This is a genomic window from Thalassobacillus hwangdonensis (genome assembly GCF_042675915.1).
In the GTDB taxonomy this organism is placed as follows: Bacteria; Bacillota; Bacilli; order Bacillales; family Halobacillaceae; genus Thalassobacillus_A; species Thalassobacillus_A hwangdonensis.
Window position 1 is genome coordinate 892,474 of sequence record NZ_JBHTKL010000005.1, and the last position, 23,933, is coordinate 916,406.

At 45.1% G+C, this 23,933-nt stretch carries 22 protein-coding genes and 1 riboswitch; of the genes, 12 read left to right on the forward strand and 10 right to left on the reverse strand.

Annotation, left to right across the window (positions count from 1 at the left end; translation table 11 throughout):
- Positions 1–2 precede the first annotated feature (2 nt).
- Positions 3–1,304, forward strand: coding sequence for a DUF445 domain-containing protein (locus ACFQ2J_RS13855; protein ID WP_386061563.1), 1,302 nt, complete (start codon positions 3–5; stop codon positions 1,302–1,304).
- A gap of 66 nt (positions 1,305–1,370) precedes the next feature.
- Here ACFQ2J_RS13855 and ACFQ2J_RS13860 read toward each other — a convergent pair whose 3' ends face one another.
- From ACFQ2J_RS13860 to ACFQ2J_RS13875, 4 genes are all read right to left on the reverse strand, one after another.
- Positions 1,371–2,498, reverse strand: coding sequence for a glycerate kinase family protein (locus ACFQ2J_RS13860; RefSeq protein ID WP_386061566.1), 1,128 nt, complete (start codon positions 2,496–2,498; stop codon positions 1,371–1,373).
- Positions 2,499–2,513: 15 nt separating this feature from the next.
- A complete protein-coding gene (locus tag ACFQ2J_RS13865) occupies positions 2,514–4,208 on the reverse strand; it encodes a sugar phosphorylase (RefSeq protein ID WP_386061569.1) in 1,695 nt (564 codons plus the stop codon).
- Positions 4,205–6,856, reverse strand: a complete 2,652-nt coding sequence (locus ACFQ2J_RS13870) for a glycoside hydrolase family 38 N-terminal domain-containing protein (RefSeq protein WP_449343034.1) — start codon at positions 6,854–6,856, stop codon at positions 4,205–4,207. Before ACFQ2J_RS13870 ends, ACFQ2J_RS13865 begins: the two co-directional genes overlap by 4 nt.
- A 90-nt stretch (positions 6,857–6,946) precedes the next feature.
- Positions 6,947–8,923: a fructose-specific PTS transporter subunit EIIC gene (locus ACFQ2J_RS13875; protein WP_386061571.1), complete on the reverse strand. Its 1,977-nt coding sequence runs from the start codon at positions 8,921–8,923 to the stop codon at positions 6,947–6,949.
- A gap of 163 nt (positions 8,924–9,086) precedes the next feature.
- Between ACFQ2J_RS13875 and ACFQ2J_RS13880 the strand changes: the two genes are divergently transcribed.
- Positions 9,087–9,848 (forward strand): MurR/RpiR family transcriptional regulator, encoded by a 762-nt coding sequence (locus ACFQ2J_RS13880; protein WP_386061574.1) that lies wholly within the window; start codon positions 9,087–9,089, stop codon positions 9,846–9,848.
- A 3-nt stretch (positions 9,849–9,851) separates the two neighbouring features.
- Positions 9,852–10,808: a mannose-6-phosphate isomerase, class I gene (manA, locus tag ACFQ2J_RS13885; protein WP_386061577.1), complete on the forward strand. Its 957-nt coding sequence runs from the start codon at positions 9,852–9,854 to the stop codon at positions 10,806–10,808.
- 124 nt (positions 10,809–10,932) lie between these two features.
- Here the strand turns inward: manA and ACFQ2J_RS13890 are convergent, their stop codons facing one another.
- Positions 10,933–11,598, reverse strand: coding sequence for a hypothetical protein (locus ACFQ2J_RS13890; protein WP_386061580.1), 666 nt, complete (start codon positions 11,596–11,598; stop codon positions 10,933–10,935).
- Positions 11,599–11,807: 209 nt separating this feature from the next.
- On the opposite strand from ACFQ2J_RS13890, the gene ACFQ2J_RS13895 reads away from it, so the two are divergent.
- Positions 11,808–13,676 carry a zinc ribbon domain-containing protein gene (locus ACFQ2J_RS13895; RefSeq protein WP_386061583.1) on the forward strand — a complete coding sequence of 623 codons (1,869 nt, stop codon included), beginning with the start codon at positions 11,808–11,810 and terminating at the stop codon, positions 13,674–13,676.
- Positions 13,677–13,746: 70 nt separating this feature from the next.
- Here ACFQ2J_RS13895 and ACFQ2J_RS13900 read toward each other — a convergent pair whose 3' ends face one another.
- Positions 13,747–14,646, reverse strand: a complete 900-nt coding sequence (locus tag ACFQ2J_RS13900) for a hypothetical protein (protein WP_386061586.1) — start codon at positions 14,644–14,646, stop codon at positions 13,747–13,749.
- A 230-nt stretch (positions 14,647–14,876) separates the two neighbouring features.
- The gene (locus ACFQ2J_RS13905; RefSeq protein WP_386061589.1) at positions 14,877–15,275 is read right to left on the reverse strand and encodes a membrane lipoprotein lipid attachment site-containing protein; all 399 of its coding nucleotides are present in this window, start codon (positions 15,273–15,275) and stop codon (positions 14,877–14,879) included.
- A 160-nt stretch (positions 15,276–15,435) separates the two neighbouring features.
- On the opposite strand from ACFQ2J_RS13905, the gene ACFQ2J_RS13910 reads away from it, so the two are divergent.
- The 3 genes from ACFQ2J_RS13910 to ACFQ2J_RS13920 all read left to right on the forward strand — a co-directional run bounded on the left by ACFQ2J_RS13910 (position 15,436) and on the right by ACFQ2J_RS13920 (position 17,566).
- Positions 15,436–16,200 carry a hypothetical protein gene (locus tag ACFQ2J_RS13910; RefSeq protein ID WP_386061592.1) on the forward strand — a complete coding sequence of 255 codons (765 nt, stop codon included), beginning with the start codon at positions 15,436–15,438 and terminating at the stop codon, positions 16,198–16,200.
- A 6-nt stretch (positions 16,201–16,206) separates the two neighbouring features.
- Positions 16,207–16,941 carry a CBS domain-containing protein gene (locus ACFQ2J_RS13915; protein WP_386061595.1) on the forward strand — a complete coding sequence of 245 codons (735 nt, stop codon included), beginning with the start codon at positions 16,207–16,209 and terminating at the stop codon, positions 16,939–16,941.
- Between the two features lie 121 nt (positions 16,942–17,062).
- The gene (locus ACFQ2J_RS13920; protein ID WP_386061598.1) at positions 17,063–17,566 is read left to right on the forward strand and encodes a sigma-70 family RNA polymerase sigma factor; all 504 of its coding nucleotides are present in this window, start codon (positions 17,063–17,065) and stop codon (positions 17,564–17,566) included.
- 34 nt (positions 17,567–17,600) lie between these two features.
- Here the strand turns inward: ACFQ2J_RS13920 and ACFQ2J_RS13925 are convergent, their stop codons facing one another.
- Positions 17,601–18,821, reverse strand: a complete 1,221-nt coding sequence (locus ACFQ2J_RS13925) for a C39 family peptidase (RefSeq protein ID WP_386061601.1) — start codon at positions 18,819–18,821, stop codon at positions 17,601–17,603.
- 133 nt (positions 18,822–18,954) lie between these two features.
- Positions 18,955–19,374 carry a hypothetical protein gene (locus ACFQ2J_RS13930; RefSeq protein ID WP_386061603.1) on the reverse strand — a complete coding sequence of 140 codons (420 nt, stop codon included), beginning with the start codon at positions 19,372–19,374 and terminating at the stop codon, positions 18,955–18,957.
- A gap of 338 nt (positions 19,375–19,712) precedes the next feature.
- Here ACFQ2J_RS13930 and ACFQ2J_RS13935 point away from each other — a divergent pair, with 338 nt between their 5' ends.
- The 5 genes from ACFQ2J_RS13935 to ACFQ2J_RS13955 all read left to right on the forward strand — a co-directional run bounded on the left by ACFQ2J_RS13935 (position 19,713) and on the right by ACFQ2J_RS13955 (position 23,185).
- The gene (locus ACFQ2J_RS13935; RefSeq protein WP_386061606.1) at positions 19,713–21,440 is read left to right on the forward strand and encodes a phospho-sugar mutase; all 1,728 of its coding nucleotides are present in this window, start codon (positions 19,713–19,715) and stop codon (positions 21,438–21,440) included.
- A gap of 183 nt (positions 21,441–21,623) precedes the next feature.
- Positions 21,624–21,733: riboswitch (cyclic di-GMP riboswitch) on the forward strand.
- Between the two features lie 28 nt (positions 21,734–21,761).
- Entirely contained in the window at positions 21,762–21,920 is a 159-nt protein-coding gene (locus ACFQ2J_RS13940; protein WP_386061609.1) for an anti-repressor SinI family protein, read from the forward strand.
- A gap of 179 nt (positions 21,921–22,099) precedes the next feature.
- Positions 22,100–22,549 carry an IDEAL domain-containing protein gene (locus ACFQ2J_RS13945; protein ID WP_386061612.1) on the forward strand — a complete coding sequence of 150 codons (450 nt, stop codon included), beginning with the start codon at positions 22,100–22,102 and terminating at the stop codon, positions 22,547–22,549.
- 267 nt (positions 22,550–22,816) lie between these two features.
- Entirely contained in the window at positions 22,817–23,041 is a 225-nt protein-coding gene (locus ACFQ2J_RS13950; protein ID WP_386061614.1) for a helix-turn-helix domain-containing protein, read from the forward strand.
- A gap of 3 nt (positions 23,042–23,044) precedes the next feature.
- On the forward strand, positions 23,045–23,185 hold the full coding sequence (locus ACFQ2J_RS13955) for an anti-repressor SinI family protein (RefSeq protein WP_386061617.1): 141 nt from the start codon (positions 23,045–23,047) through the stop codon (positions 23,183–23,185).
- A gap of 26 nt (positions 23,186–23,211) precedes the next feature.
- On the opposite strand, the gene ACFQ2J_RS13960 is transcribed toward ACFQ2J_RS13955, so the two are convergent.
- Entirely contained in the window at positions 23,212–23,862 is a 651-nt protein-coding gene (locus tag ACFQ2J_RS13960; RefSeq protein ID WP_386061620.1) for a YigZ family protein, read from the reverse strand.
- Between the last annotated feature and the right edge of the window lie 71 nt (positions 23,863–23,933).

Below are 23,933 nucleotides of genomic sequence, written 5' to 3' on the forward strand. Positions count from 1 at the left end.
GCATGCAATATAAACAACAGGCGAATGTTGCGTTTTGGATCGTTTTTGCAATATTTATCGGTTCATTAATTTTAAAATTCAATTTTCCTGAACCCGTAATGGTGAAAATGCTTTTATTCGTTTCAGAAGCTGCACTGGTCGGAGCAATTGCAGACTGGTTTGCGGTAAGGGCTTTATTCACAAAACCGCTTGGAATCGGATTTCATACGAACCTCATTTCACGGAACCGGGAAAAAGTCATTGATTCCGTTTCAGACATGGTAGAGCACGAATTTTTGAATATGGACTCTGTCAAAAAGCTGCTTGGAAAAGTGAACATCGTCAGCAGCATTCTGACTTGGCTGGATAAGAATCGTGCACAGGTCAGCGTCAGTCCTTTTCTTTCTAACTACGCGAGGAAATCAATCGAGCAGATGGACCGAAGGAAAGTAGCTGCCTATTTGGAAACGGTATTGAAAAACAATTCGGGGAAATGGGGCATCAGTCAGCCGCTCCATCATCTTATGAAAGAGGCGATGAAATCCGGCCAGGTGGATAAATGGCTGGACGTGTTGATTGACGAATTGCAGGTTATGTGTGAAAAGAGAAGCACCAGGGATGCGATTTATGCTTTGCTAGAGGAGCAGGTCGAAGAATTCCAAGGTTCTGGTGGATTCTTTAAACGGTTATTCAAGCGCGGAGCAGTCAAGCTCGGAAGATCGACGGATAGTCTAAACACGAGTGCTGCAGCTGATGCAGCTCAGGAAGAACTGATTGAGTTATTGAGTGATTTGAAAGACCCTGATCACGAACTTCGTAAAAGGTTGCATCGGATGATTTGGAATGTTGTCAAGAACATCGGGCGCAGAAAAAGCTGGCAGGCTGCGATTGAAGGATGGAAAGACGGCATCATCGATCGGATGCAATTCCAGGATACGATTGAAGCATTGCTCGACGCGATGATTCAATTCGGATTTGAAACAGATGAAAAAGGCGCAATGAGAGGTTCTTCTGTTGTCGACTGGCTGGAGAGTCAGGTGGAGCGTTTCATTGATCGGTTGAAGCAGGATGAAGAAATGCAGGAATGGCTGGATGACTATGTGAAGCAGGCAGCTATACAGGTGATAGAGAGTGAGAAGTATATTGTTGGAGAGATTGCGGAGCAGGCGCTTAAGAAGCTGGACGGTGACGCACTGAATCAGTTCATCTATGATAAAGTCGCAGATGATCTCGAGTGGATCCGCATCAACGGATCCATCGTAGGAGCCATCGCTGGCGCACTCATCTTCACCCTAACCAACCTCTTCTACGCACCACTGCTTTAAAGGAAGTGGGGACAGTCCCTCAACGCTTTAGTGCGTTGAGGGACTGTCCCCACATGCGTTAATGCACTACAGTGTGATGGTGCGCATGATGTTTTCGATTGTGAATGTGATGTTGTTGGAAGCGGCTTCTGCATCGAGTGCTTCATCCAATGTAACCGGTCCCCGTTGGATCGAGAAGGCTGCATCAATGGCTGGACGGAAATCGGATGCATCGACTTTTCCTGCGATTGCAATCACCGGCTTATCGTATCTTTTCGCCATCAGTCCGACACTTACCGGGACCTTCCCGTGTGCGGACTGTGTGTCGAGGCTGCCTTCTCCGGTAATGACGAGATCAGCGGTCTTCACTTTTTTCTCCAGCCCAGTCAATGCTGCAATGATTTCGAATCCTGGCTTCATTTCCGCACCTAGCACTCCAGCCAGTGCGCCACCTAACCCACCGGCAGCACCCGCACCCGGTATGTCCTGCAGTGCCACGCCATATTTTGCTTCAACAATTGTAGCGAACTGTTGCAAACCTTCATCTAGCTCAAGCACCTCTTCATGACTCGCGCCTTTTTGCGGACCATAGACATGGGCAGCACCTTCAACTCCGTAAAATGGATTCGTTACATCACTGGCGATCGTAATCCGGCAGTCATCTAGCGCAGCTACCCTTCCCGAATCATCAATCGAGCTAATGTTTCCTAACGGATTCTTCCCCACTTCTAGAGGCTTCCCCTCGAAATCAATAAACGTGTACCCCAACGCCTGCAGCATCCCGGTACCACCGTCGGTCGTTGCACTGCCACCAAGTGACACGATGATATCACGATAGCCGCGCTCAACTGCATCACGGATCTCCTCTCCCAATCCGTAGGAAGTCAGGCGATAAGGATCGCGTTCGTCATCTTCGATCAGCGTCAAGCCAGTACTGCGCGCGCATTCCACAAACGCAGCACGTTGCCCTTCATAATCGATCACCCCATAGCTCGTTTCAACCGGGCGACCTGATGGGCCCTTGACCCGGACTGCAATCTCTTCCTTCAAAAAAGAACGCAATGCATCGATCGAGCCTTCGCCGCCGTCGGCCATCGGCACGACAACAACCTCGGCATCTACCAACACTTTTTTCACGCCAACAGAAGCAGCCTTTCCGACTGCTTCTGCTGACAAAGAACCTTTAAATGAATCCGGTGCGATTAAAATGTTCATTTCCGACACCTTCCTTTAAGCTTTGCGAACCCAGATGAAATCATAAGCGTCAAGCGTCACCGTTCCGGAAGCCTGCGCATCATCCATCAAATTCACACCTGCAAATGGCAGCAACACCTCTATATTTTCACGAGACGTGTTGACCGCGAAGAATACTTTTTCTCCTGTTTCTTCATTATAACGTGTCAGTGCAAATGCACGAGGATCGACATCAACTACCTTTTGATCAGCATAAGGAGAAAAGGCGCTTTCCTGCTGGCGAAGCTCAACCATTCGCTGCATTCCTTCAAAAATCCCTTTGCGGCGGGAGTCGGTCTGCAGTTCCTGTTTGATTACGTCATACTCTAGTTTTTCACGGTTGATCCTACGCGGGATACCGGAAGCTTCCAGTCCTTCATAATCATTTTGCGAACCAAGCAACGAGTGATAGTAGATCGCTGGTACGCCGATGACGGACAAAAGAATCGAATGGGCCGCAAGCATTTTTGCAATGGTATCTGCTTCAGTCGTATCTTCGCCTTTGTTCACCAATGCTTCCGAATAATTAATGTTCAGCTCATAGACGGATTTGCTGCCGTCCGGATTACTTTTATAAGAAACTTCGCCACCGTTTTCCTTCACTTTGTCGACAAGGACCTGCTTTTCTTCCTCGGTCAAAATCCCTTCGGTCGGGCGCATGCCGATACCGTCATGACTTGCCAGGAAGTTGAAGTACGTCGCAGAATCCGAAACTTTATCAATCGTTTTCGCCCATTCGGAAAGCTTCGTCGCATCGTGTGTCGTAAAACTATGCAACACTAATGGTGGCAGCGTGAACTGGTAGACCATGTTCGCTTCGTTCGTACCGTTTCCAAAATAGCTGATGTTTTCCTTATGAGGCACATTCGTTTCGGTAATGATCTGTACGTTCGGTTTAAACTGGCTCATCACCGTCTGCCAAAGCTGAATGATTGCATGAGCCTGCGGAAGGTGAATACAAGTCGTACCGGACTCTTTCCAAATGAATCCGATTGCATCAAGACGAATGCTCGTCCCACCCTGATGCGCATACTCCATCAGGATTTCCGTCATTTCAAGTAATGCCGGGAAATGCTTGAAGTTGATGTCGACCTGATCTTTACTGAATGTCGTCCATGCCGTTTTCGTGCCATTTTCTCCTTCATATTCATGGATGAGTGGCGACGTACGCGGGCGCACGACATTACTCGTATCGAAACCTTCTTCTTTCGGTGTGAAAAATTCACGGAATTTCGGTTCATCGTTCAAATAGCGCTGGAACCAGTTGCTTGACTGGGAAATGTGGTTTGCAACGAAATCGAACATCATCCGGTAGTCTTTTGAAAACGTGCGGATGTGCTCCCACGTTCCTAGAACAGGATCAATTTCACGGTAGTTCGTCACTGAAAAACCGTCATCTGACGTGTAAGGGAACATCGGAAGAAGGTGGACGTCAGTGATTGTCTGACCGACTTCTTCTTTCAAAAATCGATGCAAAATCGGAAGCGTTTCTTTGCCTTCCTGATAAATGCTGTCACCGTAGGTAATCAAGTAGACATTTTTCTCCGTTAAGGGTTGAGGAGCAGTCCAGCTTTTGCCGGACCACTTCTCGATAAATGTCTGGAACTGCTCTAAATAGGAGGGAGCATACGCATCCTGATAGATGTCTTTCAAATGCTGTTCAATCTTGGATAACAATGCTTCTTTATTCATGAAGATTCTCCTTTAAGTCGGATCGTTTGGTAGCTGTATGGTGCAAGTGTGATTGTATCTGTTGCCGCTTCGTCTTCCTCCGCTAAGTTCGTGAGGCTGATGTCTTTGAGTGTTTCGCTGGCAATTCCAGCTTGTACTTCCTCACAAGTCGGGTTGAACAGACGGATAATGACGTCCTTTCCATCATGCGCCTTTTTGATTGAACTGATGAAGGCACCTTCGACATTTGCCAATGAAAAATCGCCAGGAAGGTCAGCAATCGGATAAGGAATTTCGAAACGGTCGAGACGCTCTTCAAACGTATTCAGACTCTGGTTCTGATACGTCACATAGCGGCTGTTATACGTATCCGCCAGCTCGAAAAGTCCGGCAGTTTCAACGCGTCCGCCTTTCATATGAATTGCGTATTCGAAGGTCATTTCCTCGATCATCTGCGCATCAGGCGTGACGACGACTTTGTTGTTGATGCCGGAAGCACGTCCCGGACGCCAAGCAAGGTCATCACGTCCAAGCAGTCCGACGCTGCGGAACAACGTCAGTGCAAACTTTCCGTTTTCTTTCAGCACTTCATATTCTTTCAGACCTTTTGTAAAAGCGGAAAGGTGCGCATCGGCATTTTCCACACCTGCAAATTGTTCCACCGTGTAAATCGGAACCGGCGCTTCTTTAAAGCCGTTTTCTTTCCAATTTTCCATCCGAGGATTCTCGACTGGACGGTTAATGACACTGTATCCCTGGTCTCCGAATGACTCCTCGGGTTGTGTAACAGGAGTCTGAATCAATGCGCGGACGCGGTGATCCTTCACCTCGTTATCGATATCGTGCTTGACACGGACAAGTTCCTCATTGCGACGCAACTCGAATGTCGTCTCAATCGTCAGAGGTTTTTCTTCTTTCGGGTCAAGACGATTTTCCAAATCAGCAGGTACAATCTTCGTATGACGGACGGTCATCCGTTCGACCTGTCCGGCTTTTTCAACATTAACAAGCTCTGCATCGGTTAAAATCAGCGCTTCGTCACCTGGAAGCGGTGAGTAGTCATAGGAATCTCCAGCATCTGCTGAATCTTCGAATTGCAGGAAGTCCGCGACGCTTACGCCAGTAGCTTTTTCCGTCAGTTCCAAAGTGCCTGCTTCAAACGCCAATGCATACGCATCGTTTTCGATGGTGTTAGTGTCAGTAGAAGTCGGCTGATCGACAGTATCTGCACCTTCCACCACTTGCAGCGTCGTGTAGCCAAGCGCTGGCGAAGAAACGTTGTTCAACACAAGCTCCGTCCGGTAATAACCTGGAATTTCCACTTCCTTATCGCCCTCAGCAGTAACAACGATTTTCTTCCCGCCGCTCAAATACTCCTGTTCGGTGATGGAAAAGTCAATCTTCGTACCATCAAGGGTCTGCACGGCAAACTTCGCATCTTTCGTGAAAAGTACTGTTTCTACTGTGCCGTGGTAATTTTTCGCATCCGTATGGAAAAGAATGAAAATGTTGTCCTGACCATTTTTAGCGGCAATGGCGTGTGTAACCTGACGCTTGATCAAGTTCATCAATCCATCTGCCTGACGGTCGATTTTTTCAAGGCGATGCATGATATCGTTGTTCGTATCGTCGGAGTTACAGCCTCCGATGCTGTCGTGGGCATGTACGTCGAACAGGTTCTTCCACATCTCATCAAGCCTTGCCTGAGGGTAACGCAGGCCGAGAGACTGGCCGATGACTGCCAAAGGCTCGAGCTGGTTGATGATCTTATGCTCGACAATAGCGTTCAGTTTTTTGATGTCGTACCGCTGTGAACGAATCGTATTGTGGATACGGGAACGCTCTGTCCCGATCAATTCACCTTCGATCGTGTTCGGAAAATCGTTCTCGTTCCACGTATCTTCCATGAACTGTTCATAATCGGAAAGGACATACTCGTACTGTCCATCTTTTTCATTCAATTTCTTCACCGTTTCAGGGAAATGCTCGCGCACCAATACCTGATCACCACCGGATGGAAGCAGCAGGTTATCACTGTCGCGGTTCATCCCTGCTAATTTTGCCAGCATCGGCTCAAGGCGTTCTTCGACGAATTCGTCATCTGCAGTTAGGAACTTCCCAGGGCCATAACCGAGCGCCTGCATGTTCGCTTTCACCGTTTCACCATCTGGAGATTTCCAAGTGAAATTCAAGTTTCCATTTAGCTGATCCGAATAAATTCCACGCTGTAGCACGGCATAGTCGATACCGAAGCCTTTGAAAAGGGAAGGGAGGTACTGGTTCTGTCCGAAGATATCCGGCAGGTAGCCGATTCCCATCGAATGCCCCATTTTCTCTGTACCTTTAACACCGTACAAAAGGTTACGGACAAGTGATTCTTTATGAACTAGCAGGGAATCTGCCTGGGTGTACCAAGGTCCGACGAAAATACGCTTGGCTTCGATCATGAGTTTCAGGCGATCAAAGTTTTCCGGACGTACTTTCAAATACTCATCGACAATTGACATTTGTGCATCGAACACATAGCCATGGTAGTCATCGTTATTTTCCAAAAGGTCGATCAGGTGATCCATATTTTCAGCCAACAGCAGGTTGGAGTCTTCGATTGTGAAATACCATTCTCTGTCCCAGTGAGAATGAGGGACGACATATACGCGTTTTTTAGTCATGATGTGATCCTCCAATAGTGAATCAGCATGCCCGTCGGACAAAAGATCCGTTCAGGCATGCTGCTGGGTTTTGATTTTTTATTCTAGTACTTAGATTGTCATACGGCCGCGTTTGATGAGTGCATAGCGGATGAAGATGTTCGCTAGTGCGATGAACATTGCACCGACAGTCAGACCGATCAAGTAGGCAAAGATATTTTCAACGAGCGGCCAGCCCCAGAAGGCAGGCAGTGGATACCATTGGACAGCGCCTAGCAACACAGCGGTTACTGCACCAATGATCGCTCCCAGGATGTTGATCGGAATCGTGATCAGCGGGTTACGAAGCATGAATGGAATCGCACCTTCACTGATGGCGATCAATCCAAGCAAAATCGACGTGTTACCTGTGACGCGAAGGTTCGCGTCGAATACGCGACGACCTACTATGAAACGGTCAAGTACAGTTGCAAGGCCAAGTCCGATTGGCGGAATGACGATTGCCAGTACACGCGCCGTTAATGGGAAAATCTGATCGGCAGCAAGTCCGATAGCGATCGCACCTGCAGCTTTGTTGATCGGGCCACCAAGGTCGAATGCTGTAGCAGCAGCAATGATTGTGGAGAGGATGATGTCTCCGGATTCCTGTGAAGCTTCAATCGTATTACGTAAAAGTTCGTTCAATCCGCCGAATACTGGATCGACGATATAGAAGTTAAGGAAGAAAATCGACAGGACACTGATTGCCGGAATGATCAACATCGGCTTCATTGCCTGGAAGTTCTTACCTAGTTTGATTTTCTGATTCAGGAAACGTGCAATGTAACCTGCAGCAAGACCAAGGATCAACGCGCCGAAGAAACCGGATGGAATGCCATCTTCGATTCCCCAGAAGCGGAAGTGGATTCCGGCAGCAAACAGACCACCGATGAAACCAGCGACGATACCAACACGATCAGCAAGTGCATACGCAGTGAAGGCAGCGAAGATCGGGTACATGAACTGGAAGATCATAAATCCGAATTTATCCAGGTGGTGCAGGATAACGTAAAGCTCATTGTCATGAGTTGCATAGGAAATATCATTGATTTCATTTACAAGACCGAATGGAATTGCACCAAGCTTCGCGATACCCATCATCAGACCGGCAGCGACGATGACCGGGATCATGTAAGAGATACCCGTCAGGATCGCCTGGGCCATTTCACCAAGGAAACCTGTTTTCTTATTGGAACCGTTGCCATTTAAGGACGTAGAAGATTCAGCAGGATCTCCTGCTTCGACAACACCATCCGGGTTGTTCAACGCGCGGTCAATCAGCTCGTCTCCTTTTGCAAGTGGTTCAGCAACGCGGACTTGTACATAAGGAAGTCCTTCGAATCGCTCTTTTCCTTTTGGGGAAATATCCGTTGCAAAAATGACAGCGTCGGCTTCTGCGATCATTTCAGCCGTATGTTCGTCTTCAAGGCCGTTCGCACCTTGTTTTTCAGAAAGGACGCGGACGCCACGTTTCTTACCAGCCTGCTCCAACGCCTCAGCTGCCATGTAAGTGTGGGCGATTCCAGCAGCACATGCTGTAATGGCAAGTACGGTTTTTGAATATTCACCAGGCTCCTCTGCAGATTCTTCACTTGTTGCGTCAAGAGCTGTAAGGAATTGATCCGGATTTTTGGCAGCCATCAGGTTTTGGTAATACGTTTTATCCATCAAACGTGTACTTAGTTCAGATAATAAGTTCAAGTGGGTCGACCCTGCTTCTCCTTCAGGAATTGCCAGAAGGAAGACAAGCTCTACCTGGTTTGTCGGGTCGATACTTTCCCAGTCGGTAATCGGTTTTTCCAGTCGTGCTACAGCGAATGCTGCTTTTTTGACTGCATTCGATTTACCATGCGGAATAGCAAGACCTGCTTCAAGCCCTGTCGGGGAAACCTTTTCCCGTTCTAAAACGGTTTCATAATACGCCTCTTTAGAGGAAAGGCATCCTTGTTCATATAATGTTTCAGTCAATTTCCAAATGACGTCTTCTTTGGTTGTCTCGCTCAAATCGAAACGAATAAGAGACGGTTGTGTCATTTGTTTAAGTTCCATAGTAAGTCACCGCCTTGATGTTTTTGTAAGTGTTTTCATAACGTTCTACTACAGTTGTAACACAGGATTAACCGTAATGGTTGTACAGGAAATGTACATTTGTACATTGATTCATGAAAGAGTATACTCGGAAATGTACTGATAACAGAAGGAGTATGCCTTTATGGGAAAAGTTCTGGAACGGTTCTCCGGACATTTGACGGAATTGACACATTCCGAAAAGCATGTTTTATATTACATTGAAGATCATCTCGATGAAGCGAAGACGATGGCCTTGACGAAAATGGCAGCAGCGAACAATGTCAGTACGACGACGATCGTGCGCATGTGCCATAAGCTCGGTCTTGAAGGCTTCGCTGAGTTGAAGTATATATTGAAAACGATCGATGCTACCATCCTGCCGACCGATCAGCACCCGATCCAGCGTTATGTGGAAGATATTACGAAAAGTCTCGGTACAATCGCGCATGAGGACTTGGAGCGTATTGCCGGGGAAATGAACAAAGCCAACCGGCTTGTCGTGCTGTCAGTCGGGTTGACGAAAATGGCAGGAGAATACTTGAGCAAGCGGCTGATGCAGCTGAACCAGACATCCACCTATATTTATGAATCGCACATGATTGATCTGATCAGCAACTGGATCGGCCGCGACGACCTTGTCATATTCATTTCCTCTAGCGGGGAAACCGATACGTTGTTGAAGGCGGCTGATAAACTTGCGCATTTGAACGTGCCAAGCGTTGCGGTTACAAACAATCCAGACAGTGCGTTGCATGAGCTGACGGATTATGGCGTGAGTGCACCGGTGCAGAAAGTGACGTATGCGGGGTACGATGTGTCGGCAAGATCGACGCTCGTCATGCTGTGCGATTTGATTTTCGAGTACTTGCTGAAGATGGTAGCGGAAGATGGAGAAGAGGAGTAGACGATGTATAACGAACCGATTTTTTTAGCACCTGAATTCAAAGAACGACTATGGGGCGGAACGAAACTGAAGGAACTGTTCGGTTATGAGATTCCGTCCGACTATACAGGAGAATGCTGGGGGATTTCCGGACATGCGAATGGACCGTCCGTAATAAAAAATGGCTCGTTGGAAGGTAAGACTCTGGCGGAAGCATGGGAAACAAATCGCGAATTGTTCGGGGGAGAAGAAGGCGACGAATTTCCACTGCTTGTGAAAATCCTTGATTCGAAAAAGGATTTATCCGTGCAGGTGCACCCGGATGATACTTATGCACGTGAAGTCGAAGGTGAAAATTACGGAAAAACAGAATGCTGGTATGTGATCGACTGTGAAGAAGGAGCAGAAATCATCTTCGGTCATCATGCATCGACGCGTGAAGAGCTAGAGCAGATGATCGATGATGGTCAATGGGACGACTTGCTACGTACAGTGAAAGTGAAACCGGGCGACTTTTTCTACGTGCCAAGCGGAACCATCCACGCAATCGGTGCAGGTATCCAGATTCTCGAGACACAGCAGAGTTCCGATATTACGTATCGTGTGTACGATTATGACCGTGTCGGCCAGGACGGGAAGAAACGCGAACTTCATTTGGAAAAATCGAAAGAAGTGACGACCGTGCCTCATGAAGATCCTGCCGTTGATCGAAAAAAATCCGTTGAGCAGGGGCTCGTGCGTGAGCAGCTGGTCGAAGAGAATTACTTTACCGTTGAGCATTGGGAACTGGATGGAGCAGTAGAAGGGCTTTCTGATCGCTCTTATAAACTGGTTAGTGTGATCGAAGGGGAAGGTGAGATTGTCGTTGATGGGAGTAGTTATAGTTTCCGAAAAGGCGACCACATCATCATCCCAGCAACAGTGGATACTTATGGCTTGAAAGGGAAAGCAACCTTGATTGCCTCCCACTCAAATAAATAAAGAAGAATTGAGAAAAGGATGCCAAAAGCGGCATCCTTTTTCACTTCACCGCACTGAGGGACAGTCCCCCACCACTTCACCGCATCACCGTGGCGGGGGACTGTCCCTCAGTGCTTTAACGCGTTTACTTGAAGGTGATGTCTGCTAGTTCAATGATTTGGGTGGTGTCGTCGAAGTAAGTGAACTTTTCGTAGACTACCCCGTAGCCATTTACGATGTAGCTTTGGATTTGTTCGTCATAATCAGGATCGTAGCTTTCGACGACAATTGCGTTTGTGAACGTTTGGAACGAGGTCTGGACTGTCGCATTCATGTCAGTTATTTCATAGAATACTTCCCATCCGTCCCCTTCAACGGTCCACTCTTTTCCTAATGAAGCAGGAAACGATAAAAATAGTTCCCCTTCCTGGGCTGGAAAAGGAATGATCGGATCTGGCTGCTCACCTCTACCAACCTCAATTCCGTAATTGATCGAGTACCCTGCATCCGACGCATGATAGGCATGAATTCTCCTCGTCATTGCAGAGTCCCGGTAGTTCAGCTCATATTGAAGGTAACCGTTCTCTGCTAACATTGGTTTCATCGTCATCTTTATCATGGGATCATCTTCATAATAAAGGTGATAAGTTGCATGAAAATCAGCAGATTTATATAGGTTGAAATCTTCGGCAGATACAATATCGGGATTCTCCTTTAATTCAGCATTCTCACTATCCAAAAGAGAATCCTCTGAACAGCCTCCCAGTAGAGCAATCAAAAGGACAAAAATCACCATAGCAAATCTATTCAATTTTACCCTCCTCAATATCCCTAATTTCTAAATTGTATCGTCCGACTGCTTGTCTAAAGAACAATGGTTTAAGATTGTCTACGCCAACCACGCCAAAGGTCCCTCCTTATTTAGCTATATTGAAATGAATCTCAAGTATGATTACTATCCCTTACTCATAGGATGGTTTGAGGGGTGAGGTCCCCACCATGACTTTGAAGGAGGGTTTTATGAACTATTGCAATAACTGCGGTGAGAAGCTTATGGAAGGGAATAGCTTTTGCCTATCCTGCGGTCAGCGTGTGAAGCCATCAAGAACTAACCAGACATCCCCGCCTGCCGGTAATTTTCCGGCCAAGAAAATGTCAAAAAAGAAAAAGGTCGGACTTGGCATCGCCCTTATTGCGATGCTGCTTCTAGTTACAGGCTACATAGTCATTTCGGATTACTACTCAGCAACCAACCTTGTAGAGCGTTACAAAGATGCAGTGAAGGAAAAGGATGCCAACGCACTGGCTGATCTATTCGTTTTTGATGGAGAAGAAGCGGCGATAAACGAACAGGACGCAGCAGCTTATTTGAGTTTGATCGACCGGTACCCTGAAAATCATGAAGAGGTACTGGATGAGTTGGAAGCGCAGCTTGATACAGTGAAGTCGAAGGAAGATGAAATGTGGGACGCTTTACTCGGGGAAGACGATTTTTTTATTGAAATTGTAGAACAGGATAGATTTCTCCTTTTCAAACAGAGTTTTCTTTCAATCGAACCGATTTATCTCACTTTTTACACCGACTACAAAGGCACCGAGGTACTTTATGCAGACAAAGAAATTTTTACTTCAGACGAAGATGCGCAAAGCTACGAATACGGCCCTTTGATTCCAGGAATCTATGCATTTACTGCACGATACAAAACTGGAGAAGCGGATTTGACTACAACAAACGAGACAGAATTGTGGCGCAAGACGGACTATGAGATGGGATTCAACCTGGATGCTGAAATGGTCACTTTCGAGACTGTTACTCCTCAACCACAACAGGCGAACTTATTTATCAATGATAAAAAGACAGAGATCAATCCTTTTGAAGAGGCTTATGGCCCGGTGGTTCTGGATGGTTCTACTACAGCTGTGGTTGAAGCGGAATTCCCCTGGGGGACAATGGTGTCAGAACCCATACCACTTACCGATCCTTCTATGAATGTAGAATTCGTTTTTTCTTCTGAAATGGAAGCTGCTTTTGCGCAATTGATTGCTGATTTTAATTATTCCTATCTCGAAGCTTACAAAAACCAGGGAAGTGGAACGTTGGAGAATGCAGTTCCGGAGCTGGAAGAGGAGTTGCTCGGATGGTTTACGCAGGATATAAAAGAGGGGTACACGTACCGGTTGCAGTTCCTTTCAATGGAAATGCAAAAAGGAGTGACGCTTGAGTCGAATGGAGCCTATGCCGCAAAAGTGCTTGTGAAGGAAGAAAGTATTTCCGAGATTTTTGAAACAGAAGTAGGACCGGAAGAAGAGCCGGTGGAGCCTATCGCATTATATTATAAGATCATCTATCATGAAGGCGGCTGGTTGGTCGGGGATTTGCAATTCGTTGCCTATAACGAAGAAAATTTCACAGATACGATGCCTATTCTTTCTGAAACTGAGGTAGCCGAATTTTCGGTTCCAAAAGAAGAACCGGAAGCCAGTGAAACTGCTGATGAAGAATCGGAAGCCAGTGAATCCGTGAGTGATTCAGCGCCTCAAGATACTGTGGTTGCCTTTCGTATAGCTTATGAGAATGCGCTGAATACTGTTGACTTCTCCGTTGCTGAGGACTATTTGGATTTTGACAGTCATGCTTATCATGAATTGAAAAAATATATCGAGACGGATGTCATTGATGCATTCAATTTTAATTTCACGCTAAACGAACCGCTCGATGTGGAAATGACTTCTGATGGTGCGAGGGTATGGATGCGTGAACAATTCATCTTCACCCACGACGGAGAACGTACGGATTATGACCGTGAGAAGCTGTACCATCTTCGGTTGGATGATGCAGGAAACTATAAAATATGGAAGATTGATATTTTAGATACAGTAAGAGATTGAGGTGCTCACGTAGCATCTCTTTTTTTTTGAAAATAAAAGAACCAGCCCTCTGCATGGGCTGGTTCGTGTATCAAAATGGCATGAACATGTCTGTGATGCTGGAGATGATATGTAGTATCACCATCCGAAGAACTAAGAAAAGTATGAAATAAGAAAGAATCGTCTGTAGAAATGCATCCAATCCGCCTCTGGTTCCTTGATGGAACGAGACAATTGTGAAAGGGATAGCGGCTACGATGCCGAAAAAGGTGAGTACGTTTGTGTAGAAGGCGATCGATGTTACTTCGATCAATAGAAACAAACACGATAATGCCATCGCGATCATTGGGTATGCCAGTAGAGTAGCAAATCTTCCGGCTACATCTTTGAAAGCTGGAGCTGCAGGATTATTGATTTTCAGTATCAGAAACAGAGTTAAGCAGATTGCTAGTAATGTAATGATGGAAACAATGGCGACCGGAATGAATACAGACCAGAAAGGAACATCAAATCCAAAGCTCAAGATACTGAATATATCTTCCATCTTTTGTGCAGCCAAGTAGACGAGCAGGCCAGAAAGAATGACGAATAGGGCAAATGTGACTTTAGCATTGAAGTAGTTCTGATCGGATGCTTTACGTACAGCTTCCATTGGGCGTTTGCATACATCCTTGAGGTTGTTGAAATAGTTCTTCCCCGACTCCTGAATGCTTGTAGAAGACCGTTGATAGTTGTTGTTTACAGTAGAGGCTGCCGCATAGGATGGTTGATGAGGCGGCACTTGGTTGTATGGTTGCTGCTGATGGTTATGATCAGCAGATGATCCAAGATCACTGGTCTCTATTCCAGGTTCTGGTTCACGTTTAGTTGGGGAATCGCTTGCCACAGGTTGCTGGTCTTCATTGACTTCTAATGGTTCGAAAACATTTCCACAATTTCCGCAAAACTTCCCGCCTTGGTAGGGTGCCTGACAATGGGCGCAATATTGCAAAGTTACCACTCCTTGTACAATTTATTGACCTGCCTCTGTTGAAAACTTCGTGATGAACCTCCCTCCCGGTACAGAACCAATCAACAAATTATACGCAACACAAAAGAAAACATGACACACTTTAGCGTAGTGAGGGACAGTCCCCCACCGCTTCACCGCATCACCGTAGCGGGGGACTGTCCCTCAATGCGTTAATAAGTAAAAGAGAACCTGAAATCAGGTTCTCTTTTTTAATGGTGGGTTATGGTAATTGTCGGGGAGTGGGGGGTGAGATGTTTCTTTCCCCCTGAGGAAATATCTGCGTGCTTCCTTGATATTTCCACGTAATTCGTGAACGCTCCTTCATGAGTGAAGACGATCAGATTGATGTCATCTCTGCTTTCCATTCCACTTGGATCTTCAAGTTTGATCCCTGTTTGCTTTTCCATCGATGCTTCAGTTGTATAAGGTGGGAATATATACGCCTCATCCCACTCAAACTCTGTATAGTCATTCAAGTCCATTTCCTTCAGCTGCTCATTCTGTAATTCCGAATCCAGCGTTTTTTCCAATTCTTTATGGTGTGCACCTGCACTACTGCACCCTGCTGCAATAAACATTAATACCAACACGACTAAAAATTTCTTCATAAAAGATCCCCCTTTAGTTATCTGCAGTGACAAATCTTTTCTTCATTTATTACATAACTCCTTCCGGAAACTACTAATCTATTCTATTTTATGGTAACTTTATGATACATGCATCGTGGACGGAATTACATACACGGACATATGAAATGGAGGACACGTAATGGAAGTCAACAAAGAAACAGTCGCTATTGCAGCAACAGCAGTACTTGTTATCGCTTTAGCCGCAACGGGATTCATTTTTGTTAAAGCGATCGTGAACGGAAATACAGTGTTCACAGCAAAAGCTTCTTATCAAAAAATACAAACTGCTGAAGATCATGATCTGAACAACTATTACATATCAAATGAAACTGAAGCACCGTCGGACTCTTTTTTCGTAGTAGAGGAAGAGGATGAAGGTCTTGACGAACTGGAAGAAGAAACGGAAGAAGTTGAACTCGAGGAAGTAGAGGAAGATACTACCTTCGTTGATACTACTGAAAGTATCAATCTGAACACTGGCTCCTCCTCATCAACAAGCTCGACTACTGCAAAAACAGAAAGTTCAAGTCCTGAACCAGCAAAAGAAAATGATTCGGCACCTGCAAAGGATGGGGGCAAAGAAACTACTACAACAAAAAAGAAAGACGATGAGAAACAAACTTCTACTGAAGGTACAAAAAAAGACAACTCTAAGAAAGATGAAAATGAATCAGAAGAAAAAAATGAGAACGATACAGAAGAAGTTAATGACCCCGCAGATGATGTAGATGAAGAAAAGAAAGATGAAGAAGAGGATCCTGAGGAGCCGGCAGAGGAGGATGATCCTGCAGGTGAAGGAGACGATGAAGAGGAAGCCACACAGCCAGAAGAAGAAACAGAAGCTTCTACTACATCCACAAGCGATGAATCTTCCAATGAAGAAACAACGGACAAAGAGGAGTAACTATCAATGTTAGAAAAAGAACGCGCAGAGCGATTCGAGCGGATTTTCAACCAAATCCATCAACGATTGAAGCAGATGAACGAGTTTCCAAGTAAAGACGCCTTCATCCACCTTCTGCATACATCGAGAGACAGAAATAGTGCCGTTCGTTTCCATTTTCACAAACTGAAGCAATACGCTAAGCTTCGTAACGCGCTTGTCCACGAACGAATCAAAGATGATTATTATGTTGCTATCCCTCATCAGGAAGTAGTTGAAGATTTGGAACATATCCATCAGACGCTTGTTGATCCTCCACAAGCGATGGCGCTTGCGACGAGTCCGGTCATCCATTTTCAGCCGGCGTCACCGATTCGTGCTGTCCTCAAATTTTTCAGTGAACAGAAGGTTTCCCAGTTCCCTGTCTACCGTGAACGCAATTTTGTCGGTCTTTTGACGGAAGGTGGAATCATCAAGTGGATGGCAAATAACATGCAGCACGACCTTGTTTCATTGGAAGCTGTCACAGTTGAAGATGTTCTCAAAATGGAACCTGCGCATAACGTTGAATTCCTTCCGATTACAAGCACCATCTTCGAACTGGAAGAATTATTCGAAACCTTTTCCGATAAAAATCAGAAGCTTGAAGCGGTGATCCTTACCGAGAGCGGGATGCGCGACCAGAAACCCGCCGGCATCGTCACTTCTTGGGACCTGATTGAAATCGATCATACGACACTTACATTGACTAGCCAGTCCTGATGCAACTGCTGAATTGTTCAGTAGTTGTATTTTTTTGACACCTTTCTTGATACTTCTTTCGATTATAGAAGTAGAAGCATGCAAATCCTGCTGAATTCGCGAACTCAAGAAAGAGTGAAACATGAAAGCCACGCAAGAATCCTTCGAACAAATTGCAACAGACTACGAACCGATGATCCACCACCATATTTACAAGCTTGGCATCCGCGATCCTGAAAGCGAATTTTTCCAGGAGGGATGTATCGCCCTGTGGAAAGCCTACACAAGGTATGATCCCGAGAAAGGTTCTTTTCGACAGTTGGCTAACTACATGATCCGCAACCGTCTCATCGACCTCATCCGTAAGCATTCCACTGCGATGAAACGCGAGCATGACTATCTGGAAAACCACCGCAATCCGGAATTGATGATCAATATTGAAGAAATGGACGATTTCCTGTTCTGGAATCAAATCCGACGTCTGCTAACGGAAAACCAGTGGAAATGGGTCGAGCATTACATCATCCTCGACCAGCCGCTAACTAGATTGGCAGAAAAAGAGGGAACGACCATCGATGCCGTAAAAGGCTGGGGAAAGCAGGCGAGAAAGAAGCTTCGCATGGAACTGGATCAGCCCGTCCATTAAAAAAGGCACCCAAATTAACGGGTGCCTGCCATACTTATTCTGTAATTGTAATTGCCTGGCTGCCTAACTGCTGCCACCCACCTATGAACGAATCGATTGCGACACGTTGGTTTTTATGGCCGAACGGGTTATTGATATAGAAGTGTGTCTCGTCATATCCGGTCAGCACTACGCTGTGAAGGCGGAAGGTTACATCGAGCTGTCCGCGAGGGGTGCTCCATGTTTCCCATTCATTGACCGGCGCGAATGGAGAAGTGACGATCACCCATACAGGCAATCCCTTATCCAAGTACTCAAACAGCTTCTCAGGTTCGCTTCCTGAAAAGTCGATGACACGATCGCCTACATAGTTCCGGGTCGTCTCTGCCAATGGCGCATGGTAAATGGAAAGTCCAGGACCGTTCTCCATGTCTCCGACGAACCCATCGTTCGGATTACCTTTTTGTCCATTAGAGTAGTTCAATGGAACGCGAGGTACCGCATTGGCGAGCTCGGTTTTTGTAACGTGTACGTCGTGATAATTAAGGATCATCGCCATACTCGTAACTTCACATCCGTTGTACAACTGTGGATCGGCCATTTGATTGATCAAAGGCACGTCCAATGGGAAATCAGGCTTTTCCACGATGGCCTTCCCTAAATTGATATCTCCGTTTTCCAGAGTTTGTACATCATAATCAAGTTCGGATTCGGCGAAATCCAATGGTATGTACAGCTTGTCTTCCTTTTCGAAAGCGGGATGATTTCCTTCAAAATCCCCTTCCTCGATCATAATCGGTATGCCGTTCTTATGTACAACTGAACTTCCTGAAACGATTGTGTAAGCCGTCTCCTCTTCGGTATGCAGTTCGAAGTGTCCTTCTTCTGCCTGTTCCAGCTCATGCCCCATCGCTTCAGCTACTTCTTCTAGAGGTGTGTAAATATTTTCTTTGTATTCGTGGATTGTAAGCTCAGGTTTAGGTTCTCCATGTATGTAAACCTCTGTTTCCTCCACCTCTTCGAATTCGTTTAAATTCACACTTGTATGTATGGGTTGTTCGGTTTCGGTTGGAACTTCTTCTTGAAGCACCTGTGTTTCTACAACTTCCTGATTCTCTTGTAATTGCAATTGATTTGTCTGGGATTGTTGAGATTCTTTGCCGGTAGCACTCCCTGTGTTTTGGAAAGGTAGAAAAATATAAAGACAGATTGCCAGAGTAGTGATCACCGATAGAATCAGTAGATTCTTGTTGAATTTGATAATAAAACCCTCCATTTCTTATTCGTACAGTTCACTATTATACAAGTCGAAAACTGACGAACAATGAAAGTGGAGAGTTTGTCATGCATTTGTAATATAAATATAGAAACAGCCCCAGCATTTGCATGGGGCTGTTTAAGACTATGATTTAGTTTTTACTGCTCAACTTGATGGATACATTTTCCACACCAAGAACTTTGACTGCTTCCACCATTTTTTTAATTGTTTCTTCCGCTTGGGAAATATTGATATTTTCATTGGTGATTTCAAATGATGGCGTTTCTAAGCCGTCAGTCGCGTTATTAGAAAGTACTTTTTCATCAGGCTGAAGTACCGGGGTTTCCGCGGGTTTGACTTTCACGACCTGCTCTCTTTCCACGGAAGGTGTTGTTTCTGTTACATCATTCGTTTTGTACCGTTTCCCTCTGATTTTCCGTCCGTGATAGACGACGTTCGAGTATGGGCAGCCCGTTTCCTGAGCAATCTGGCGATAGTTTTTATCGGACTCTTCTAATAGTTGTTTGACTTGGCTAAGATCGTAATCATATTTCTTATTTGCGTGTGCCATTGAAATGCTCCTTTACAATAGAATAATAAAAAAAGAATACTTATTTATCATAAGCGATATACTTTTATTTGTCATATCAAAAATTCCGACAAATAATTTTGAAAAATAATTATCCTTTTTCAGTTAAAAATTGTAATTTTCACTATTATGAACCACTAGAGTATGCAATATTCAAGAAATGTTAATCGAAATTGAAACTTGTATAATAAAATCATATACCACCCGATTATGTCGAAAACTATTTAGACATATGCGCGCATCAGCAGAACGAATTTTGTTATAATGAGGTTGTTTCTACAAAATCATACATATTAACAATAGAGGAAGGTAGGGGTAGGATGGACTGGAAGACAAACCACCTCAGATGGAAAAATGCTGCATCATTGGATGCGGAACTTACAACTCAATTACAGCAGCTGCAGGAGGATGAAACCTCTTTGGAGGATGCTTTCTATAAAAACCTTGAATTCGGTACAGGAGGCATGCGCGGTAAGCTTGGCCCTGGAACGAACCGAATGAACCTCTACACGATCCGCCGTGCAGTTGAAGGTTTAGCGAAGTACATAGAAAATCGTGGGCAGGAGTGGAAAGAAAAAGGAATTGCGATTGCCTATGATTCTCGTCATATGTCAAAGGAATTCGCTGTCGAAGCGGCTCGCGTCCTTGGTGCACACGGCATCAAAACCTATGTGTTCACTTCCTTGCGCCCGACTCCTGAACTTTCGTTTGCGGTACGTTACCTGCACACGGCAGGTGGTATTGTCATCACAGCGAGCCACAACCCGCCCGAATATAACGGCTTCAAAGTGTACAACGAAGATGGCGGACAACTGCCATTGGAGCAGGCAGCTGAAGTCATCGATTACGTCAATCAGGTCGAAAACGAACTCACTGTCGATGTAGCTGACCAAGTTGAGTTGGAAGAACAAGGCTTGCTGGAATGGATCGATAAGAAAGTGGATGATGCTTATTTGAAAGAGCTTCGTTCGGTAAGCTTCAATCCGCATATGAATCACGACATGGCTGACGAATTGCAAGTCGTCTTCACACCGCTTCACGGTACAGCGAAGTTCCTGGTCGAAGAAGGCCTGAAGCAGATGGGCTTGAAACACGTGCATACCGTCGAAGAACAGGCACAGCCTGACCCTGAATTTCCGTCAGTGGAATCTCCGAATCCTGAGGAGCATCAGGCATTCGAACTTGCGATTAAAAAAGGGAAGCAGGTAGGCGCGGATATTCTGATCGGCACGGATCCTGACGCAGATCGCCTCGGTGTAGCTGTACCGGATGCAGATGATGATTATACGGTACTATCCGGAAACCAGCTCGGCGCGCTGATGCTGGATTACATCCTTTCCCAGCATTCGGATCTTCCGGATAATGGACTACTTATCAAGACGATCGTAACGTCCGAGTTCGGCCGCAAAGTCGCAGACTACTATGATGTCGCGACCCTCGACACCTTGACAGGCTTTAAATTCATCGGAGAAAAAATTCGTGAATTCGAACGCACCGGAGAATATGAATTTTTATTCGGTTATGAAGAAAGCTACGGTTTCCTCGTAAAAGAATTCGCTCGTGACAAGGATGCAGTCCAGGCTGCTATCCTTGCTGCAGAACTGGCCTTGTTCTGGAAGTCGAAAGGGAAGACGCTGCTGGAAGCGCTGGACGAACTTTATCAGCGTTATGGCTATTACGTGGAGGACCTGCAATCCATCAAGCTTGATGGAAAAGAAGGTACTGAAAAAATCCAATCAATTATGGAAGCCTTCCGTGGCATGGAAATCGATCAAGTAGGATCGTTGAAGGTCGTCGCTGTCGAAGACTATGCATCCTCCAAGCGCCACCACGTGGCAGAAGGTAAAGAGAGTGAAATTACACTGCCGAAATCGAACGTACTTAAATTCATCTTGGAAGAGGATTGCTGGTTCTGCCTTCGTCCATCAGGTACGGAGCCGAAAATTAAATTCTATTATGGGGTGAAGTCGGATTCCTTCAACGAAAGTCTGGATCGCCTCGAACAACTGAAAACCTATGTGAATGAAAAATTGCATGCACTCGTTTAATCCGAAAGGCCGCCTGAATGGTGGCCTTTTTTGGTCAAAATTATTCTATTACCATACATCGACAAATCCTGCATTTTGAGTATGCTAAAACGCAACTTTATACCTATGTAAATGTTATAAAAGGACTAGTAATTTGTCAGATAGTATAGTAGACTGTATTTATCAGAAAATTAAAAATAAGTCGCTAGTCAAAGGCAAACTTATCGAAAGGTAAGGACGCAAAGCTTCGGATCTAATGCTGCTCTTCCCGGGATCCATACATAAAAAAGAGCGAAGATGGCCGAGCTGCCTAAGGTGATGGATGATGGAGGATGATCATTCATGCAAACGAATTGGCGCAAGGAAGCAATCGATGTCGAGTGGGTAGTATTGATGTCAGAAGCCAAAGCCTTAGGTTTATCGAAACAAGAAGTTGAAGCATTTTTAAAAGAAAGAGCAGAGAGAAAGCCGACACTGCAGAGCAAATCTGCCGGCATTTAGACGACTGAGATCTTGTATAGAAAGATAAGACGCAAGCCGTACGTTGCCCTGGGACCTAAGGAGCAAATACGGCTTTGTTAATTTTTACAGAGAAAAAAAGCTTTTCTTTTTCAACGATCTGTCACATACTATAATTATGAATACTGAATATTCAGAATTCTATGGGGGTGGACAAGTTGTTGACCGTTAAGATGCTCAAGCCCTATTATGTGAAAGAAGACAGCCACTACACGCGCATCGTGCTTGCATATCAGTACTTTTCTGTATTGGTGGACGGACAGTTGTATCACTTCATTCCGAAAGAATCGAAAGAGATTATCATCGATCGCAAGAAAAACCGGATTCATAACGTCTATGATATTTTTGTTTTCCAAAGAGGTAAAAAAGTGATTTATGTGGCAGTTGCGGATCTGCTCGTGCTGCCGGAATTCATGACTCAGATCCAGTCGATTTTAAAAACGCATGACCGAATCGAAGAAAAAGAAGAAGATCCCTCAGAGTCCATTGGCTTGTTCGAAGAATTGGAAAAAGGGAACCTTCGCAGGTTGATTGACAAAGCCATTGATAATGGGGATGAAGTGCTTTTCAATCAATTGACCCAGAAGCTGAACCAAACGATAAGAAGTTGATGACTAGTGGGTGCCTAAATTCAGGCATCCATTTTTGTGGGAAAAGGTGAAAAAGTGTGCAGGATGGCGAAAAAATGAGAAAATGGCATAAGATGAACGATAACCTGCATAATATGAAAGGATATAGGGGTTTTCAAGCATAGTATTGTTCTTTATAATGAAATTAATAATTCTTTATTAAGAACGTTCAGAACGCTGACGTACTAATTATTTTTTTGATTTGCAGTTCTTTTTAAAGAACGACCTTACTGAGTGGAGGTTTGTACATTGATTGGACGACGATTGAAAGAACTGCGATTGGACAAAGGTATATCTCTGAGTGAGCTCTCGAGAAGGTCGGGGGTGTCTAAATCCTATATCAGCAATATCGAGCGCGGGGTCCAAAAAAATCCATCATTGATTGTACTGAGAAAGCTATCGAAGACGCTGGACGTTACGATTGAGCAGCTTGTTGCCTGGAAGTTTGCCTCAAAGGACGAAAAAAGCAGTTAATGAATGGAGATGGTGAACGCGGTGGAAACGAAAGTACTGGATGAAGAGTGGATCATGCTGATGAAGGAAGCGAAAGGGTTAGGGTTGTCGATTCAAGATGTTGAACGATTGCTGCAAACAAATAATGATGGAAGTAAAGAATAATCCCGTGACATAACATTGTCGCGGGATTATTCTATCTCGTCATCAGTTACCTCAATCTCTGCATAGTTGACATCTCCATGAATGAGCTCTGCCTGGCCACTTGTTAAATCGGTGATCCAATTCGAGAATTCGTCTTCACGTCCACTTTCTACGTAGACAACCAATTCCACAATTTCGAGATAGTTGATCGTCTCCAGATGGAAACTTGAGTTTCGAATTTCATTTTCCAATTTACCAAGAAGTGAGTAATCCGCCTTTACTGTCATTTCCCGCATCAATTGTCGTTTTACGATTCCAGTCGCTTTGATCGCTTCCGAGGTAGTACTCGAATAAGCACGGATCAGACCGCCTGCACCAAGTTTTATTCCTCCAAAATACCTTGTAACGACGACTGCAGTATCCTTCAGCCCTTTTCGTTTTAGTACTTCAAGCATAGGTACTCCGGCAGTTCCGCTTGGTTCCCCATCATCATTCGCCTTCTGGATCAGGTCATGTTCCCCGATCATATATGCCGAGCAATTATGGTTGGCATCGTTATGTTTTTTCTTGATTTCCTTAATGAACGTCTGTGCTTCTTCCTCGGTATCACATCGGCGTACATAGCCGATGAAGCGTGACTTTTGTATCGTTATCTCTGTGTATCCTTCTTTTTTTACGGTATAATAACTTTCTAACATGGTTTTAGAAAACCTCCTAAGCTTTAATTATAAGGCTGTTAAAACATCCCTGCAAATGAAATTTCAAGGAT